18 protein-coding genes, 1 tRNA gene and 1 pseudogene are annotated in these 17,332 nt (G+C 47.2%); 14 read left to right on the top strand and 6 right to left on the bottom strand.

The annotated features are described in order from the left end of the window. Positions 1-95 precede the first annotated feature (95 nt). Positions 96-1,133, bottom strand: a pseudogene (locus tag ACY652_RS04585) (TonB-dependent receptor domain-containing protein); the annotation flags it as partial. Continuing rightward, the gene (locus tag ACY652_RS04580; protein WP_462266818.1) at positions 1,115-1,432 is read right to left on the bottom strand and encodes a hypothetical protein; all 318 of its coding nucleotides are present in this window, start codon (positions 1,430-1,432) and stop codon (positions 1,115-1,117) included. The gene ACY652_RS04580 and the pseudogene ACY652_RS04585, both read right to left, overlap by 19 nt. Before the next feature lie 185 nt (positions 1,433-1,617). On the opposite strand from ACY652_RS04580, the gene ACY652_RS04575 reads away from it, so the two are divergent. Next, positions 1,618-2,091, top strand: coding sequence for a hypothetical protein (locus ACY652_RS04575; protein WP_462266817.1), 474 nt, complete (start codon positions 1,618-1,620; stop codon positions 2,089-2,091). A 153-nt stretch (positions 2,092-2,244) separates the two neighbouring features. Here the strand turns inward: ACY652_RS04575 and ACY652_RS04570 are convergent, their stop codons facing one another. Together ACY652_RS04570 and ACY652_RS04565 are read right to left on the bottom strand one after the other, a co-directional pair. Further along, positions 2,245-4,017 carry an aromatic amino acid hydroxylase gene (locus ACY652_RS04570; RefSeq protein ID WP_462266816.1) on the bottom strand — a complete coding sequence of 591 codons (1,773 nt, stop codon included), beginning with the start codon at positions 4,015-4,017 and terminating at the stop codon, positions 2,245-2,247. 157 nt (positions 4,018-4,174) lie between these two features. Then, positions 4,175-5,215 carry a lysylphosphatidylglycerol synthase transmembrane domain-containing protein gene (locus tag ACY652_RS04565; RefSeq protein WP_462266815.1) on the bottom strand — a complete coding sequence of 347 codons (1,041 nt, stop codon included), beginning with the start codon at positions 5,213-5,215 and terminating at the stop codon, positions 4,175-4,177. A 74-nt stretch (positions 5,216-5,289) separates the two neighbouring features. On the opposite strand from ACY652_RS04565, the gene ACY652_RS04560 reads away from it, so the two are divergent. The 5 genes from ACY652_RS04560 (at position 5,290) to ACY652_RS04540 (ending at position 10,264) form a co-directional block, all read left to right on the top strand. Next, positions 5,290-6,159: a carbon-nitrogen hydrolase gene (locus ACY652_RS04560; protein ID WP_462266814.1), complete on the top strand. Its 870-nt coding sequence runs from the start codon at positions 5,290-5,292 to the stop codon at positions 6,157-6,159. A gap of 130 nt (positions 6,160-6,289) precedes the next feature. Continuing rightward, a complete protein-coding gene (locus ACY652_RS04555; protein WP_462266813.1) occupies positions 6,290-7,390 on the top strand; it encodes an agmatine deiminase family protein in 1,101 nt (366 codons plus the stop codon). Positions 7,391-7,568: 178 nt separating this feature from the next. After that, positions 7,569-8,405, top strand: coding sequence for a LiaF transmembrane domain-containing protein (locus tag ACY652_RS04550; RefSeq protein ID WP_462266812.1), 837 nt, complete (start codon positions 7,569-7,571; stop codon positions 8,403-8,405). A gap of 81 nt (positions 8,406-8,486) precedes the next feature. Next, a complete protein-coding gene (locus tag ACY652_RS04545; protein ID WP_462266811.1) occupies positions 8,487-9,521 on the top strand; it encodes a sensor histidine kinase in 1,035 nt (344 codons plus the stop codon). Further along, a complete protein-coding gene (locus ACY652_RS04540; RefSeq protein WP_462266810.1) occupies positions 9,518-10,264 on the top strand; it encodes a LytR/AlgR family response regulator transcription factor in 747 nt (248 codons plus the stop codon). The genes ACY652_RS04545 and ACY652_RS04540 overlap by 4 nt, the downstream gene beginning before the upstream one ends. Before the next feature lies 1 nt (position 10,265). Here the strand turns inward: ACY652_RS04540 and ACY652_RS04535 are convergent, their stop codons facing one another. After that, on the bottom strand, positions 10,266-11,237 hold the full coding sequence (locus ACY652_RS04535; protein WP_462268214.1) for a polyprenyl synthetase family protein: 972 nt from the start codon (positions 11,235-11,237) through the stop codon (positions 10,266-10,268). Between the two features lie 145 nt (positions 11,238-11,382). Here ACY652_RS04535 and ACY652_RS04530 point away from each other — a divergent pair, with 145 nt between their 5' ends. Beyond that, positions 11,383-11,706, top strand: a complete 324-nt coding sequence (locus tag ACY652_RS04530; protein WP_462266809.1) for a hypothetical protein — start codon at positions 11,383-11,385, stop codon at positions 11,704-11,706. 144 nt (positions 11,707-11,850) lie between these two features. Then, positions 11,851-11,938, top strand: a tRNA-Ser gene (locus ACY652_RS04525). A gap of 139 nt (positions 11,939-12,077) precedes the next feature. On the opposite strand, the gene ACY652_RS04520 is transcribed toward ACY652_RS04525, so the two are convergent. Further along, entirely contained in the window at positions 12,078-13,277 is a 1,200-nt protein-coding gene (locus tag ACY652_RS04520) for a GTP-binding protein (RefSeq protein WP_462266808.1), read from the bottom strand. Positions 13,278-13,357: 80 nt separating this feature from the next. Between ACY652_RS04520 and ACY652_RS04515 the strand changes: the two genes are divergently transcribed. The 6 genes from ACY652_RS04515 (at position 13,358) to ACY652_RS04490 (ending at position 17,191) form a co-directional block, all read left to right on the top strand. Beyond that, positions 13,358-13,762, top strand: coding sequence for a MerC domain-containing protein (locus tag ACY652_RS04515; RefSeq protein WP_462266807.1), 405 nt, complete (start codon positions 13,358-13,360; stop codon positions 13,760-13,762). A gap of 204 nt (positions 13,763-13,966) precedes the next feature. After that, on the top strand, positions 13,967-14,620 hold the full coding sequence (locus tag ACY652_RS04510; protein ID WP_462266806.1) for an ABC transporter ATP-binding protein: 654 nt from the start codon (positions 13,967-13,969) through the stop codon (positions 14,618-14,620). After that, positions 14,620-15,834 (top strand): ABC transporter permease, encoded by a 1,215-nt coding sequence (locus ACY652_RS04505; RefSeq protein WP_462266805.1) that lies wholly within the window; start codon positions 14,620-14,622, stop codon positions 15,832-15,834. The genes ACY652_RS04510 and ACY652_RS04505 overlap by 1 nt, the downstream gene beginning before the upstream one ends. 4 nt (positions 15,835-15,838) lie before the next feature. Then, positions 15,839-16,270: a hypothetical protein gene (locus ACY652_RS04500; RefSeq protein WP_462266804.1), complete on the top strand. Its 432-nt coding sequence runs from the start codon at positions 15,839-15,841 to the stop codon at positions 16,268-16,270. Continuing rightward, on the top strand, positions 16,267-16,725 hold the full coding sequence (locus tag ACY652_RS04495) for a hypothetical protein (RefSeq protein WP_462266803.1): 459 nt from the start codon (positions 16,267-16,269) through the stop codon (positions 16,723-16,725). Before ACY652_RS04500 ends, ACY652_RS04495 begins: the two co-directional genes overlap by 4 nt. Positions 16,726-16,768: 43 nt before the next feature. Beyond that, complete coding sequence (locus ACY652_RS04490) at positions 16,769-17,191, top strand: Fur family transcriptional regulator (RefSeq protein WP_462266802.1); 423 nt, start codon at positions 16,769-16,771, stop codon at positions 17,189-17,191. The last annotated feature ends 141 nt before the right edge of the window (positions 17,192-17,332 follow it).

Here is a 17,332-nt window from a genome sequence, read left to right as displayed (position 1 = left end):
TGGCCGCTGTTCAGCGTTTGCAACGCGATTATCCGATGAAAAGGCGTTTGTGGTTCTGTAAAGGCAGCCATATCGGTGATAGAACAGAGCCACACTTATCTGAAAAAGTAGCTTACATGCGCTACAGCAAAAAATCTGGTGCCTGCGGTAAAGGCAATACCGTCCACCGGCTGCTGGTTTTGCAGCCGGGTAACGGTTTCAAACTGGGGTTCCTTCCATTTTACGTTAAACAGATTGTTTACGGTAAGGCCCGCCTCATATTTGTGTTGAGTATAGTTCAGCGCCAGGTCATTCACTAAATATCCGGCTGCCTTAAGCGAGTAATCCTCATTGGCCGCACGGGTGCCCAGCCAGCGGTAACGCAGGCTGCTGTTCTGGCCGTTCTTTATAATGGCGGTAATGCCCCCGGTACTGCTCCATACCGGTGCCAGCGGAATATAATTGGCGCCTTTCGGGTCATCAATAGCCCTGCCGTGCGCATAGTTCAGGTCGGCATCCAGGTAAACGGCTGATACCGGCTGGTAACGGCCCGATATATCAGAGCCTATCCGCCGGGTGCGCCCGCTAAATTCTACCGTACCGCCATCGCCCGCATATACATACTCCTTTTGCAGGTAGCTGTACCATACGGCGGCATTCAGCAGCCGGCTGGCAGCCGGCTTAAATACCGTACCTATATCAGCGCTATAAGCGGCAGGCAGGGTGGGTAAACCCTTTTCGGCCACCGCCACGCGGGCATCATTGGAGTGAAAGCCTTTACCCGCAAACCCGTAAAGCTGCACCTTATCGCTCAGCTGGTAGGTCAGCCTCAGCTTAGGGCTGATGATGTGGTTGCCCGCTTTGTATACCTTCGCACCGCTCAGGGTACTGTCGGCCGCCAGTTTGTTCTTGTACCTGTAGTAGAACCGATCAAACCGCAGCCCGGCGTTAATGGTAAATCGGCTGCTTAGCTGCAGCGTTTGGCTGAGGTAGGCGCCTGTACTCAGCTCGGTAATATTTCCAAGCTTAACAGGGTTAATCAGGGTATAGCGGTTTACCGTGTGCGATAGTTCAGAGTTTTGCGTAACATCCAGGCGGGCGTTTACACCCGCTTCGGTGGTGAGTTTGCTGCTGCCTAAATAGCTTTGTGGTGCAGGTAGCTGCCATTGTAGCTGTACAGGTGTCGCGCTTCGCGCTGCCTTATCTCGTCGCCGTTCACGGTATCGGCCAGGTAAAAGGTAAAGTTGGTATGCAGATCGAACCTATAACGCGAGTAGAAAAGCTGATTTTTAACCAGATCGTGGTTGGGCAGGGTATTGAGCAATTGTGCGTTTATATTGGTGCGCAAAGTAATGCCGCCCTCGTTAGTGTCAATAGCGCCATAAAAGCCGGTAATGCCTTCGTTAACGGCGCTTTCGGGTATCTGGCCGGAGGCATTCCATGTACTGTACATAGTTGAAGCGCTCAGGGTGAGCCGGTTGCCGGCGTTGAGGCGGGCATGATATTTAACCCAAGTTGCTAAGTTAAAAAAGAGGGAGCATCAATAAGTAAATTTGGTTTATCACAACTAAACAAACACTCAGGGCGATGCTCACTCAAGATATCGTTACGGCAATTTATTGCATCATCGACGAGCTGATGAAACAAAGAGGGCACCGGGATTATCCCACCTGCAAGATGACAGATAGCGAGGTCATCATCACGGCCCTGGTATCGGCACTGTACTTCGGCGGCCATCAGGACAACGCCAGAGGTTACCCGCTTTCCAGCAGTAACATACCGCATCTGCCGCAGCAGGATGATACAGGGGGAGCAGTGGAAGGGAGGCAGTGCTCCATGCGCCGCTACTTTTACGGCGTTAAGGTACAAGTGCTCACCACGGCGGATGGCCTGCCTGTAGAGTGCTGCTTTGTGCCGGGTTCGGAACAAGACGTGAACGCGCAGGGCAAACTGCTTTTAGAGGTTGCTGCTGGTCAGCCGCAAAGCAAACAGCAAAATGCCGGATGCGCCTTGCCTGGCTTATCTCAAAAAACAGATGCGCAAAGGCATCGAAACCACGTTCAGCTCCATCAAAGCTTTGTTCCCGCACAGCATACATGCCGCTACCTTTGATGGCTTTCTGCTTAAACTGCTGCTCTTTCTTTTCGCTTTTACCTTAAACCAGCTAACTTAGCAACTTGAGTTAGTTAGTAATTGCTATACAGCATCTACTTTAGTGTCTTATATAATCAATCGTAAAACAGTCATACCACTAATATATAATTTTCACATTATCAACTGCTGCTCTACCGGGTGAGCAATTAAATACAACCCATCTTCAATCAGCTTATAATATTCAGGCTGCGCAGCGGCTTTATGCTGCAAAAATAGCCTAATCTCCTGTGCCAGTTCCGGCTGCTGCTCTTCGTGGTCTATAATTTCCAGCATCTCCAGCGCGCACAGCCAGTCTTCCTGATGGTTAGCCTGCAACGCCCGCCATACATTACCTAAAGCGGCATAACCGCTATGGTCTTCGCGGCAGTTACGTACCTGCCGGTACAGATTGTGCAGCTGCCTGGTCTGCTGGCTATATTGCGGATGATAAGTTTGCGTGGCCGATTGCAGCACAACTTCCTCAAAAGCATCTTTATCTGCCGCTCCGCAGTATACGGAGGCGATGCGCTCACCTACCGCCATATCATATACGCCCCAGGCAGGATCAAACAACAGCTGCCCGGCTGCATCGGTTACTGTACAACCGGTAAAAGTAATCAACTGTATTTTATCTTGACTGGCAATAAGCTGCACCGTTCCGGTTACGGTAATGCCGCTTTCAAATTCAAGTACGGCGTTACTGTTGTTAACTATGCCTGCTGTATTTAAATCTGCCTCACTAAAATCTTCCAGTGCCTTGTTCCAGCCCTTCAGCCTGCCGGCAGGCGAACTAAAGCCATCCGGATGACGGGTTTTACCTTGCTCTGCTAACTGCTTGTTGTTAACTGCCAGCGCCGTTGGTCCGGTAGTTTTTAGAAAACTAACCTCACCCTGATACTGTTCAAAAGCCGTGAATGTGCCGCTTACTTGTAAACCGGAACTATATACAGCCGTACAGGTATTCTTGCTATCAATAGCTTTTTGTAAGCCATAGGCACCGCCGCGGCGGAACGACATGGTGTTGGCAAACTGCTCTAATACGGTTATCAGGTTTTGAAAATCAGGCGTTACAAAAAGGTGCGGCTGGGTCTGGGTAATGTCGTAGGTATAATTTACGGCATCAATAGTATAAGGCAGCTTCTTTACTTCCGGGCGCATGCAACTCGCGCTTTCGCCGATAGACGACAGCAGGCCTGCACCATAAATTTTAGGGTGATCCAGCGTGCCGATCAAGCCGTACTCTACCGTCCACCAGTGCAGGCGGCTCAGCAGCGCCATCTCTGAAGGCTCACCCATATTTTTCTGGCAATGGGCCAGGTGCTGCTCAGCTGCCGCGAGGGTCTGCGGGTCAGCATCCGGCATTTCTTTTAAGATGGATAGCTGGCGGATGGCCTCATACAATTCAAAATCCTGTGCCGAAAACATGGCTTTGGCTCCTATTGAACCAAAGTAGCTCAGGTAATCATGATAATCTTTATCGGCAATAATGGGCGCATGCCCGGCCGACTCATGTATAATATCAGGCGCCGGCGTATATTCAATATGATTGAGTTGCCGTATGTCGGCTGCTATCACCAGCACCCGGTAAGCCTGGTATTCCATAAAGGCAGCCGGAGGGATAAAGCCATCTACCGTAACGGCACCCCAGCCAATCTTGCCCAGGGCATCGTTCACCTCCTGCATATCCGGAATGCGCTCTATGGTTAAACCCGCCTTTTGCAGGCCGGGTATATAAGGGTAATAGGCAACGTCTTTTAAATAACTGTAATTCTGGCGCATTACATATCGCCACACGGCCTGGTCTACCGGGGTATAATGCCCGTAATGCTGGTGTACAATAAACTGCTTTAAATGGCGTGGCAACGCACGTACCTGTACGTTGTTAAAATCAGTAAAATTGTCCATTTACTTATAATTGGTATTAAGTAAACGTAAAGGTAGTTGAAAAGTTATGAAAAGAAGTGGAGGGTTGGAAAGTCCTAAAGTCAGAAAGACCGGAAGTCCGTTATTTTAAAGATAATCTATAAAAAGCAAATTTACAATCCGGTCAGCAGCTACAGTTTCAGGCTTCCGAACTTTCGGTCTTCCCGAATTTCAGGCTCAATTCACTTCCTTCCGCTAACCGGCTTGGGCGCAGTAAATAATAAATACCCAATAAGGCAACCAGCAGCGATACCAGATAAAAAGAGATGCTTAAAAACACAGCCAGCCCCTTGTCCATATTAAATACCGGTGACAGCAGGGTAAATATCCATTCGCGTATACCTGCCCCCCCTACACTGATAGGTATAACAGAAGCCAGCGATGACACTAAAAATGACAGCAGATAGGGTGCATACTTACCATCAAAATTTTGCCCCTGCATAATGATGATGATGGTACATACCTGCAGCGATTGCACCAGCACCGCCTTGGCATGCGCCTGCCAGAAATTACGGGTATATTCTTTAAAAAAATAATGCGCTACAAAATAGTAAATAACGGTTCCGGCTACGAAGATACTGCCGGGAATGGCAATGTGAATATAATCGCTGATTTTAGGGATAAACAGAATAAGCGAAACCAAGATCAGCCCGATGGCCCAAAGGCCGCTCAACCGGTCGAACAATATGGCCCAGAACATTTTTTTGGCGGGCAGCTGATACCGTTTATTGAGCAACCATATTTTGTAACCATCGCCGCCTACGCCGCCGGGCAACAGAAAGTTATAGAACATACCCAGCAGATACAGGCGCAGGTTAAAGCGCGGATCAAGCTTTAAATCAATCGACTTAAAAAAACTGAGCAGCCGCCAGGCCGATACGATGGTAGACATAAAAAAGCAAACCACGGCGGCGGCCATCCACCAGTAATTGGCATGCAGCAAACGGGCTTTCACCTCGCCAAAGGGCACTTTGCCGAACACATACCAAAGCAAGGCGGTAGTTACCGCAATCTTTAATATCAGTTTGGTAGCGCTCCACAGCTTATCTTTCCAGGTTTTCGGCTCAGGCAGTTCGGCAGTTTCTGTCATTTCGGCGGCAAAGGTAAGGGTTTGGTCATTAGTCATTGAGGCATTGGTCATTTTTTGAAGTAATAATCTTATTTCAAAGTATTTAATCATGGTACCCTAATGACTAATGCGTCAATGACTAATGACCAATAATGTATATTTTTGCGCAAAATTTGTAAAACGCAATGGCTAAAGTAAAAGTAGGATTGGTACAAACCACTTGTACGGCTGACAAGCAGCAGAACTTGCAGAAGGCGGTTGAGAAAGTGCGCGAAGCGGCCGCTAAAGGTGCGCAAATTGTGTGCTTACAGGAATTGTTTACCTCGCTGTATTTTTGCGATATAGAAGATTACGATAATTTTAAACTGGCCGAACCTATCCCCGGCCCATCTACTGATGAGCTATCGAAAGTTGCGGCAGAGCTGGGTGTAGTGATTATTGCTTCACTATTTGAAAAGCGCACGCAGGGCCTTTACCATAACACTACGGCTGTGCTAGATGCCGATGGCACCTATTTAGGCAAGTACCGCAAAATGCACATCCCTGATGATCCGGGCTTTTACGAGAAGTTTTACTTTACTCCCGGCGATTTAGGTTATAAGGTTTTTAAAACTAGGTTCGCTACTATTGGCGTACTCATTTGCTGGGACCAATGGTACCCCGAAGCCGCCCGTATTACGGCGCTGATGGGTGCCGAAATATTGTTCTATCCCACGGCTATCGGCTGGGCATCAACCCAGGAGCCGGATACCAATACCGAGCAGTATAACGCATGGCAAACCATACAGCGCTCACATGCCATAGCCAACGGCGTGCACGTGGTAAGCGTAAACCGGGTAGGCGAAGAAGTCGGCCTGAAATTCTGGGGCGGCTCATTTGTAGCCAATCCGTTTGGCACGGTAATGTTTCAGGGTTCGCACCATGATGAGCAGGTAAGCGTAGTGGAACTGGATACTAACCAAACCGACCACTACCGTACCCACTGGCCCTTCCTGCGCGACAGAAGAATTGACAGCTATGCGCCGGTGACGAAGCGGTTGATAGACAACGATTAAACATTTATTACATTAACCATTACCCCATATCGTCATTGCGGGGAACGAAGCAATCTCTCTGCATCACATCTTAACTAAGTGTAGAGAGATTGCTTCGTTCCTCGCAATGACGCACTCGAAATCTTCTCTAATGTCTACACCCCACAATCCACTTATCGATAGCATTCTAAAAAACAGCAGTCAGTTGCAAGGCTTCGGCTTTCCACCTCAAGCTGGTTACTTCTTCCCCGCTGAGTGGCATTCGCACACTGCTACCTGGCTGAGCTGGCCGCACAAGGAGGCTTCGTGGCCGGGTAAGCTAAATAGCATTTTTGAGCCTTACTGTGCTTTTATTAAAGCCTTAACACCCGGCGAACTGGTGCGCATCAATGTAGCCGATGAGGCCATGCAGGCCTTCGCAACGGAGCAATTGCAAAAAGCCGACGCCGATTTAAGCCGGATTGAGTTTTACCGCTTCCCCACCAACGATGCCTGGTGCCGGGATCATGGTCCGGCATTTTTGATCAACCCAAACGAGGGCAAAAAAGCGATTGTGGATTGGGGTTATAACGCCTGGGGCGGCAAGTACCCGCCGTATGATCTGGATGATGTGATACCTACTCACATTGCCCGGCACTTTAATCTGCCGGTATACCATCCGGGTATTGTGATGGAAGGCGGCTCGGTTGACTTTAACGGTAAGGGCACGGTACTTACCACTACCGCCTGCCTGCTGAACCCGAACCGTAACCCGCATTTAAACCAGGAACAGATTGAAGGCTACCTGCGCAATTATTACGGCGTTGAACAAATATTGTGGCTGGGCGATGGCATTGTAGGTGATGATACCGACGGCCATATTGATGATATTACCCGCTTTGTAAACGAGGATACGGTAGTAACCGTAGTGGAAGAAAACAAGCAGGACGAAAACTACCACCTTTTGCAGGAGAACCTGCAAACCTTAAATACCATGCGCCTGCTGAACGGCAAGCAACTGAATGTGGTAGAGCTGCCCATGCCCGACTGTGTAGCGCATGAAGACCAGCGCCTGCCGGCCTCCTATGCTAATTTTTACATTGGTAATGATGTAGTAGTGGTACCTACCTACCGCTGCGATAAAGACGACAAGGCACTCGATATTTTACAGCAATGCTTTACCGACCGCAAGGTGGTTGGTATTGACTCTACTGATTTGGTTTGGGGCTTGGGCAGCTTCCATTGCCTGAGCCAGCAGGAACCGGCAGTATAGGTAAAAATTTCCCATTAGTTTTAAAGCGGCTATCTAAAGATAGCCGCTTTTTTTGGCGGTTAATTTTTCACCGACAAAACCTGCTGCTTTACCGACTTCTTGCCTGAAACCGCCAGTTCATTATATAGAACCTAACCGCAGGCTGCTACATTTGAACTATAATATTTATAACAACGCCATGAGCATCGAAACTTCATATCCACGTAAAAACCGCAACGGCAGAACATTTGCAGGTATCATCCTGCTGGCTGTAGGCGGCATCTTGTTATTAAACCGGCTCGACCTGTTCTTCTTTCCCGGCTGGCTGATCAGCTTTCCTACCTTTTTAATAGTATTGGGGCTGTACATTGGTGCTAAAAACGATTACCGTAAACCGGCCTGGTTGATACTGGTGTTAATTGGCACTGCCCTGCTGCTCGACAAAATTTTTGAAATGCATGAGTTCAGGCATCTCATTTGGCCGGTATTAATTATTGTGCTGGGGTTATATTTAGTGTTCAGGCGAAATCGTGTACCTCAACATGTAACCTGGGATGCCCGAATGGACAATGGCACACAACCTGATACTGCTGCTGCTGATAAGGCTGCTGCCGATCCTTTTGCGGGCACTTTTGTAAACGAGCCCGGAACCACCGGAGAGTCTTATAACAACACTGTACCGCCTGCCTCGCATGATGATTTTTTGGACATTACCTCCATCTTCGCCGGCGCTAAACGCACGGTGTTGTCTAAAAGCTTTAAAGGCGGTGATGTGGTCAACGTATTTGGCGGCACCGAGATTGATCTGAGCCAGGCCGACATTAACGGCCGTGTAATTATAGATATCACCCAGTTGTTCGGCGGCATTAAACTGATTGTACCCCCGCACTGGCACGTGGTATCAGAACTTGCCGCGGTGTTTAGCGGGGTAGATGATAAACGCCGCGTGTTTGGCGCCGCACAGCAATCGCCCGATAAGGTACTGGTGCTCAAAGGCACCTCTATTTTAGCCGGTGTGGATGTTCGCAGCTACTAAAGCCTCAACCAACTTCAACCTTATGTGCCTGAACCTTATCACATTTTAACTTAAAATTTCAGGGGCAAACACATGGCCGATATGTCAGCATCAACCACCCTGCTCAATAAGATCAACCTGTCCATTGTAACTGGCAGCATCGTATGGGCCGCTCTGCAGTCTTACCTGGTGCACAGTTTTGGCTTTTGGTGGTACACAGCCCTTACCGATGGTGCAATCAGTGGTATTGCGCTGGGCACCGCCTGCTGGCTGATCAATAACAGTCTGCGTTACTATCAACCCGGTAAAAGCGGTTACCTGAACCTGTTTATTGCCTGTATTACCTTAGCAGGCATAAGCACGGCCGCAAGTTGGGGGGCCTTAGTTTATGTACTGCCTAATGATATCTATCATAATTTTTTAAGGCAGTCGCTGGTACTGCGTTTTTTTATCAGTTTTCTGGCTATCGGCTGGATGGCCATGATCAGCGTAGTATGGTATACGCAGCTGGACCAGAAAGAAAACGAGCAGCGCAAAACCGAGGCTGAAAGATTGTCGCGCGATGCCGAATTGTATAACCTGCGCCAGCAATTGCAGCCGCACTTTTTGTTCAATAGCCTTAACTCTATTAACGCACTCATTGGCTTCAAACCCGATCAGGCCCGCACCATGATTCACCAGCTATCCGACTTTTTGCGGGGTACGCTGAAGCGGGATGACCAGCAGCAGATTACTTTGCATGAGGAACTGGAACACCTGAACTTATATTTAGCTATTGAAAAGGTACGTTTCGGGCACCGCCTGCAAACCGAAATTAGCTGTAATGATAAATGCCGCGAGGCGATTTTGCCTTCGCTATTACTGCAACCCGTGGTAGAAAATGCCATTAAGTTTGGCTTATATGATACCATCGGCGAAGTTACGGTGAGCATCAGGGCCGAATTAGACAGCCCTAACCTGGTATTAACTATACAAAACCCCTTTGATTTGCAAACCGCCCGCCCGCGCGAGGGCACCGGCTTTGGTTTGCGGGGCTTAAAGCGGCGGCTGTACCTGCTGTTTGGCCGTAATGATTTGGTGGAAACTTATGCAAATGATGGTATATTTACCACCATCATAACCGTACCACAGCCATGAAACGCGCCCTGATTATTGATGATGAACCTTTAGCCCGTATGGTAGTGCTGGAGTATTTGCAGCAATACCCCCAGATAGCAATGATGCAGGAGTGCGGCGACGGTTTTGAAGGCGTAAAAGCCATTATGCACTACCAGCCCGACCTGATTTTTCTGGATGTGCAGATGCCCAAAATTAACGGCTTTGAAATGCTGGAGCTGATTGAACAGCCGCCTGCGGTAATTTTCACCACCGCGTTTGATGAATATGCCATTAAAGCGTTTGAGGCCCATGCGGTGGATTATCTGCTCAAGCCCTTTTCGCGCGAGCGATTCAATAAGGCGATAGATAAATACCTGGTACAAGCCACAACAGCGCCTGCCCAGCAGCAGCAAACCGAGCAGTTACTGAATGCGGTTACCCAAACTGCTGTGGCACAGGAACGGGTGGTGGTAAAAACCGGTACCAAAGTAAAAATCATCCCGGTGCAGGATATTTTGTACCTGGCGGCTGATGATGATTATGTAAGCATCCATACCGCCGAAGGCTCATTCCTGAAAAATAAAACGATGGGCTTTTTCGAGCAAACGCTGGATGCCCGTCACTTTGTACGGGTACACCGCTCCTACATCCTCAAAATATCAGAGATCACCCGTATTGACCCTTATGAGAAGGATGCCCACTTAGCCATACTTAAATCAGGAGCTAAGATACCGGTGAGTAAGACGGGATACGTAAAACTGAAGCAGGTGCTGGGAATATAATCTATTTATTACGCTCGGTTGTGTAGCGCACCAATTGCTCTAAACCGGTGCGGGCTTCGCCGGCAGTAAAAGTGTTGAGAATTTCAAACGCCTCGTCCTGGTATTTCTTCATCTGGCTTTCGGCATACTGCAGGCCGCCGGCGCTTTGTACAAAGGCGATGATCTCTGCTATCTTGGCGGCCTCATCATTGTGGTTTTTTACCAGGTTAATAATTCGCTTGCGCTCTGCTGATTTGGCATTGTTGAGCGCATAAATCAGCGGCAGCGTAATCTTTTTTTCTTTAATATCTATACCCAGCGGCTTGCCTACATCATCAGTGCCAAAATCAAACATATCATCCTTGATCTGAAAGGCAATACCAATCTTTTCACCAAACAGCCGCATTCTTTCCACAGCATTCTCATCAGCCCCGGCCGAGGCCGCACCGCTGGCACAGCAGGAGGCAATCAGTGAAGCGGTTTTCTGGCGTATCACTTCGTAATAAACCGGCTCACCTACATCCATGCGGCGCACTTTCTCAATCTGCAGCAGTTCGCCTTCGCTCATCTGCTTTACCGCCTCGTTTACAATGCGCAACAGTTGAAAATCGTTATTGGCCAAGGAAAGATCCATGCCTTTGGCCAGCAGGAAATCGCCTACCAAAACGGCAATTTTATTTTTCCAGAGTGCGTTGATAGAAAAGAAGCCACGCCGCTGGTAGGAATTATCCACCACATCATCATGCACCAGGGTAGCGGTGTGCAATAACTCTACTAAAGCGGCACCACGGTGGGTAGCCTCGGTAATACCGCCACACAAGCTTGCAGCAAAAAATACAAACATGGGGCGTATCTGCTTGCCTTTACGCTTTACAATATAATGGGTGATGCGATCAAGCAGCGGAACGGAGCTTTGCATAGAGGCCTTAAACCTTTCCTCAAAAACATCAATCTCTGCAGCAATGGGTTTCTTAATCTCGTTGAGGCTCAGCATAGCTAACCAGGCATAAATTGCCTGCAAACAAATTGTAGGCAAACATAGCTAAAAAAATAATTACCTGTTATCAACAACTGATTTTCCGGTAAGCAGTTAAACTATTTGTGGCTTAATTGTTCTATACATAAAATTGACAGATATAATGAAAATTAAATTTTTAGGAGCCCTGCTGGTGGCAGCCCTTACAGTAGCCTCAGTAGCTAAAGCGCAAACCCGTACCCCTTTGTTAACCGAACGGTCGCAAAACCAAAGAGCACGTATACATGAAGGCGTACGCACAGGTACTTTAACGCACAGTGAAACCAAAACGCTATCAAAACGCGAGCTTAAGCTAAGAAAAGACATTGCCAAAGCCAAAGCCGATGGTTATGTATCACCAAAGGAAAACCGTAAGCTGTTGCGCAAGCAGGGCCGCCTTAACCGCGCTATTATCCGGAAGAAGACCAATAGCCGTAACCAATATTAATAAAACATCAGCAATTTATTATTAAGTACAAGCCTGGCTGTGCTAAAGTTTGTTTGAGCGAAGTGGGTTACCGGCTTCGCTTTTTTGTTGGCCGGGGCAAAGATTATATTATCTTTGTATCCCACTGTATAAATTTATCAATCCGGAGAGGTGTCTGAGTGGTCGAAAGAGCACGCCTGGAAAGTGTGTATACGTCAAAAGCGTATCGAGGGTTCGAATCCCTCCCTCTCCGCTGAAATTTACTTGATTTTCAATAAGTTAGGAGGCTTGCTGACAAAATACTGCCTCCGGCTATAACAATGAGTATCCTGCAAGCCAGCATAACTACTGCCTATTAATATATAACAAAGTGCGTTGCTTTCAGTATCCAATTAAAGAATGACACTGAACGGATCTTTAAACTGCCCGTGCTGTTGGTAAGCAGTCATTTCTTCGTTGGTAATCAAACAGTCTTTCAATTCTTTCATCAGTCTGCTTTTGTCCAGGTGCTGCCCAATCAGTACCAGTTCATTCATGCGGTCACCGAATTGTGCCGACCAACGAAACTCAATCTCTTTTTGATTATATACAAAGTCGGGGTGCTGGATCCGCTCCTCGTAAGGCATTGAGGCCCACCAGGTACCTGCATGTTCGATACGCAATGAGCCGCCTGCCTGTGAAAAATTAATGGCTTCATGGCGGCGCGAAGCCAGCCAGAACATGCCTTTAGCCCGGATTACATTTGAAGGATACGCCACATTCAAATATTGCCATAAACGTTCCGGATGAAAAGGCTTTGCTGAACGAAACACCACTGAACCGATACCATACTCTTCGGTTTCAGGTGTATGTTCGCCTTCCAGCTCCCTGATCCATCCTGCTGCCTGCGAGGCTTTTCCGAAATTAAACAAACCGGTGTTTAATACTTTGCCCGGCGGCACCCTGCCAAATGTGCTCTCAACCAACCCGGCTTCCGGATTAAGCTGATGAATCATGGCTTTTAATAACCCCAGATCTTTAGGCGGAATCAAATCAGTTTTATTTAATATAATAACGTTGGCAAACTCGATCTGATCAGTTAGCAGGTTGACAATCGTGCGCTGATCGGCGTTGTCATCGGTCAGGTTCCGGTCAGTCAGTTTTTCGGCACTAACAAAATCATTAAAGAAATTAAAACAGTCAACCACCGTTACCATAGTATCTAATTTACTAAAGCGGCTCAAATCAATATTTTGATTGTCATCGGCGTAGGTGAAAGTTTGGGCAACCGGTATAGGTTCAGAAATACCGGTACTTTCAATCAGCAGATAATCAAACCTGTTTTCCTTAGCCAGGCGTTCCACCTCAATCATCAGGTCTTCGCGCAGGGTGCAACAAATACAACCGTTGCTCATTTCCACCAGTTTTTCTTCTGTGCGCGACAGTGTTTGTTCATTAGCTACTAACTGAGCATCGATATTTACTTCGCTCATATCATTGACAATAACTGCCACACGCATCCTTTCCTTATTGTGCAGGATATGATTAAGCAGGGTGGTTTTACCAGCACCTAAAAATCCGCTAAGTACCGTTACCGGTAGTTTTTGTTGCATAAGCTGTTTGTTTGAAAGCAAACATAACAAATGTACAATACAAATGCAACATTGTTGTATTTGTATTGTACATTTGTATTATGCATCCTTCATCTATAAATACAAAACTGGATCACATTGGTATCGGCGTTTCCATACTTTGCGCTATCCATTGTGCATTGCTGCCTGTTGTTATTACTATGCTGCCTTTAATAAGGCTGAAGTTTTTAACCCATCCGGCAATTGAATTAAGTATAATCCTTACCTCTTTATCCATTGGCCTTATTTCTCTGGGCAAATCCTGGCGTTCTCACCAAAGTTATCTGCCTTTCGGTCTACTGGTTGCCGGCTTTTTGAGCATTGCTGCAGAACACTTTTGGAATCTAAATGGTTTGGGATGGCTCCTGCTCGTGATGGGAAGCATATTGATCTCTCTTGCTCATCTTTTCAACTGGAAATTACTTCGGCAATGCGCCTGTAATACAACAGCAATTGAACAGGAGTAATAATTTAATTACACAAACGCAATATTGTTGCATATAGTTATGTTTGTAAAAGAAATAATGTTGCAATGATACTGCGGAGAGATTATTACTATCGATGGCTGATATTTGCGTTACTGTCTGTTATTCAGCCGGGCTGTAAATACCCGCAAAATGATGTGAACACAGTTTACAGGCGTTATCTCAATACACATCTCATCAATCCTCATGGAAACAGCCGCCGGTCACATCATTAAGTTTCGAGGCGTAAAGCATGCCTACGGTTATGGCAGCCGCATATTGCAGTTTAAGGACTGGACAATAGCACCCGGTGAGCATTGGCTGCTATTGGGCGGCTCGGGCAGCGGTAAAACTACGCTGATGAATATCATGACCGGGCTGCTAAGGCCGACGGAAGGCGAAGTACACATCCTGGAAACTGATTTATACCACCTGCCCGGCAGCAAACTCGACAAGTTCAGAGGCCAGCATGTTGGCATTGTCTTTCAACGGCCGCACCTGCTGCACAGCTTAACGGTAGCCGAAAATCTGCGTGTGGCTCAGCGCTTTGCCAGCCTGCCTGAAAACAGCAGCCGTATTAAAGAAGTTCTGGCCTCCCTGCGCATAGATGATAAGATTAACAGTTACCCTGCACAACTTAGCCAGGGGCAGCTGCAACGCGTAGCTATTGCCCGTGCCGTAATTAACAAACCTGCGCTGCTGGTGGCCGACGAGCCGACCTCAAGCCTGGACGATACCAATACAAACGCAGTATTGGAAATATTAATTAACCAGTCTTTGCTCAACCAAGCTACGCTGATTATTGCCACCCATGATAAACGGGTAAAAGACCACCTTAACCGGCAATATATTTTAGACTGATGAACGCACTGCAAATAAGCATCAAGGATATTAAGGCCAACAGGCTGAGTGCATTGCTGAATTTGCTGCTGATTGCCTTTGGCATTGCTATACTTACGGTACTGCTGCTTGCCGGGAAGCAAATTAACGATAAACTTGAAAAAAATGCCAAGGATATCGACCTCGTTGTAGGCGCCAAAGGCAGCCCTCTGCAACTGGTATTAAGCAGCATTTATTATATTGATTTTCCAACCGGCAATATTCCCTTAAAAGACGCGCAGCAACTGGCTCAAAATCCATTGGTTAAACGTGCCGTGCCGCTGGCCCTGGGCGATAACTACAGCGGCTTTAGGATTGTGGGGACTGATACTTCGTTTATTCACTTGTATGCCCTCACCCTGCAACAGGGCACATTTTGGTCTAAAGATTTTGAGGTGAGTGTAGGAGCCAGCGTAGCAGACAAGCAACACTTATTGGTTGGCAGCAAGTTTTATGGCGCGCACGGACTAACCGGCAATACCGATATACATAGAACGCATGCCTATGTGGTTACTGGCATACTTAAGCCGCAGGGCAATGTGGTGGATAACCTGGTGCTTACCAACGTGGCCAGCGTGTGGGGTATGCATGAGCAGGCGGAAAGCCCTAAAAAAGGCCCGCGGCCAGGTGAGCCTGAGCCGTTCGAAAATGGTGAAAAAGAAATTACAACGCTACTGATCCAATATCGGTCACCCATGTCAGTTGTACTGTTCCCGCGTATGGTTAACCAGTCCACCAATATGCAGGCCGCATCGCCGGCGATGGAAAGCGCCCGGCTGTTCAGCCTCATTGGTGTTGGAGTAGATACCCTGCAGTGGTTTGCAGTTTTGATTATGGCTATTTCAGGCATCAGCGTATTCATCAGCCTTTACAACTCATTAAAAGACCGACGCTATGATCTGGCAATTATGAGAACGATGGGTGCTTCGCGGTTCACACTGTTCAGCATCATTGTGCTGCAGGGGCTGCTGCTAACCCTGATAGGTTCTGTTATTGGCTTGCTGGCCGGCCATGCCGCACTGGAAATAATTGGCCACTACCAGCAGGCCGACCAGGCCCGCCTGAGCGGTAAGCTAACCGATGCAGCCGAAGGTTACCTGATACTGACCGGGCTCATTATCGGGCTCGCTGCTGCCCTGATACCGGCCGTTCAGGCCTACCGTACCGATATTGCAAGTACCTTAAGCAAAGGATAGAATTATGAGAAAGAGGATGCTGTTAATTACCGTTATTTCGCTGTTGTGCATTACTGCTCATGCTCAACATGCCGTCAGCTCGCTTAACTGGCAAATTATAGGCACATTTACCTATAAATTGCAGAACAATAAATATATTATATCTTTCCCGCCACCATTAAAGGCTCTTGATAACAAAATTATTGAACTGCCTGGCTATATGATACCCACTAAGGTAGGAAAAGAACATAAAGAATTTATGTTCTCTGTTTTGCCGGTTCAACAATGCGCCTTCTGTGGTTCAGGCGATTATCCGCCCATGATACTGGTGAACACTGTAAAGCCCGTGCCTTACGCTGAAAATGTGATGACACTTAAAGGTAAATTCATCCTGAATACTACAGGCAATAACCAACCAGAATTTTCACTTATTAACGCCGCTGTAGCGCAGCCATGAAGAAATACATTTTTGTTTTTGCTTTACTGTTACAGGGTTTATGGGTTAGGGCGCAAACCCATTCCCAGCATAATTTGCTGGCTGATCAGATTGATTCATTCAACTGGGGAATTATTGGCAGCGTACAGTTCCGGGTACCTAAGCCTAATGAACTTTATCCTGTTTACAACGAAATGATTAACCGCTTTTCCGGTCGGCAATTTGAGCTGGAAGGTTATATTGTTCCGATTAAAGATGGTATGAAGCAAACTAAGTTTATGCTCTCTACGATACCCATCAACCAGTGTTTTTATTGTGGAAAGAATGGCATACCTACCATGATTATGATAGAAATGGCGCAGCCAATTAAATTTACTTTCGAGTCAGTAACTGTTAAAGGGGTACTGAAACTGGATAACCGTAATGCAGCCGTGTATCCGCCCATTAGCCTGACCGGGGCTGTACCTGTTCAATAGCCGTTAAAATTGCTTATCTTTGTATCTGACTCAGGGTTACGTGATGGACAAAGATTTCACAGGCTTACTGCACAAAAACCAGTTAAAGGTAACAGCTCCCCGCTTAGGTGTATTACATATTATTGCTAACCGCGATTCTGCTGTTTCGCAGCCTGCACTGGAAAAACTAATGGGGGATGAAGTGGACCGGGTGACCCTGTACCGTACCCTGAAAACCTTTGAAGAAAAAGGGATCGTACATAAAGTTATCGATATGAACGGAACGGCCAATTATGCCATTTGTTCAGAAAGCTGCTCTGAACACGCGCATCATGACGAGCATTTTCATTTTAACTGCACCAATTGCCAGAAAGTTTACTGCCTGAATGAGTTACACCTGCCTGCTGTAAAAATACCTGAAGGCTTCAAAGCCGATTCGGTCAGCCTCTCTATCACCGGTGTTTGCGACCAATGCAACAAGAACTGATTTTTAAGGCAACTACTTCCTGTTGGCCTCATGCCCGTACAACCCGGTAAAGCGAATAGAAACCCATAAGCATCAGCGCAGGTTATTCACTGCAGCGCAATACCTAATATTCGTTGTTCAGGTTGAAATGTACAAAAAGCA

Origin of the sequence: Mucilaginibacter sp., assembly GCF_965200995.1 — a bacterium.
Taxonomy (GTDB): domain Bacteria; phylum Bacteroidota; class Bacteroidia; order Sphingobacteriales; family Sphingobacteriaceae; genus Mucilaginibacter.
Note: the sequence above shows the minus strand (reverse complement) of the source record. Positions and strands in the feature narration are given on the sequence as shown.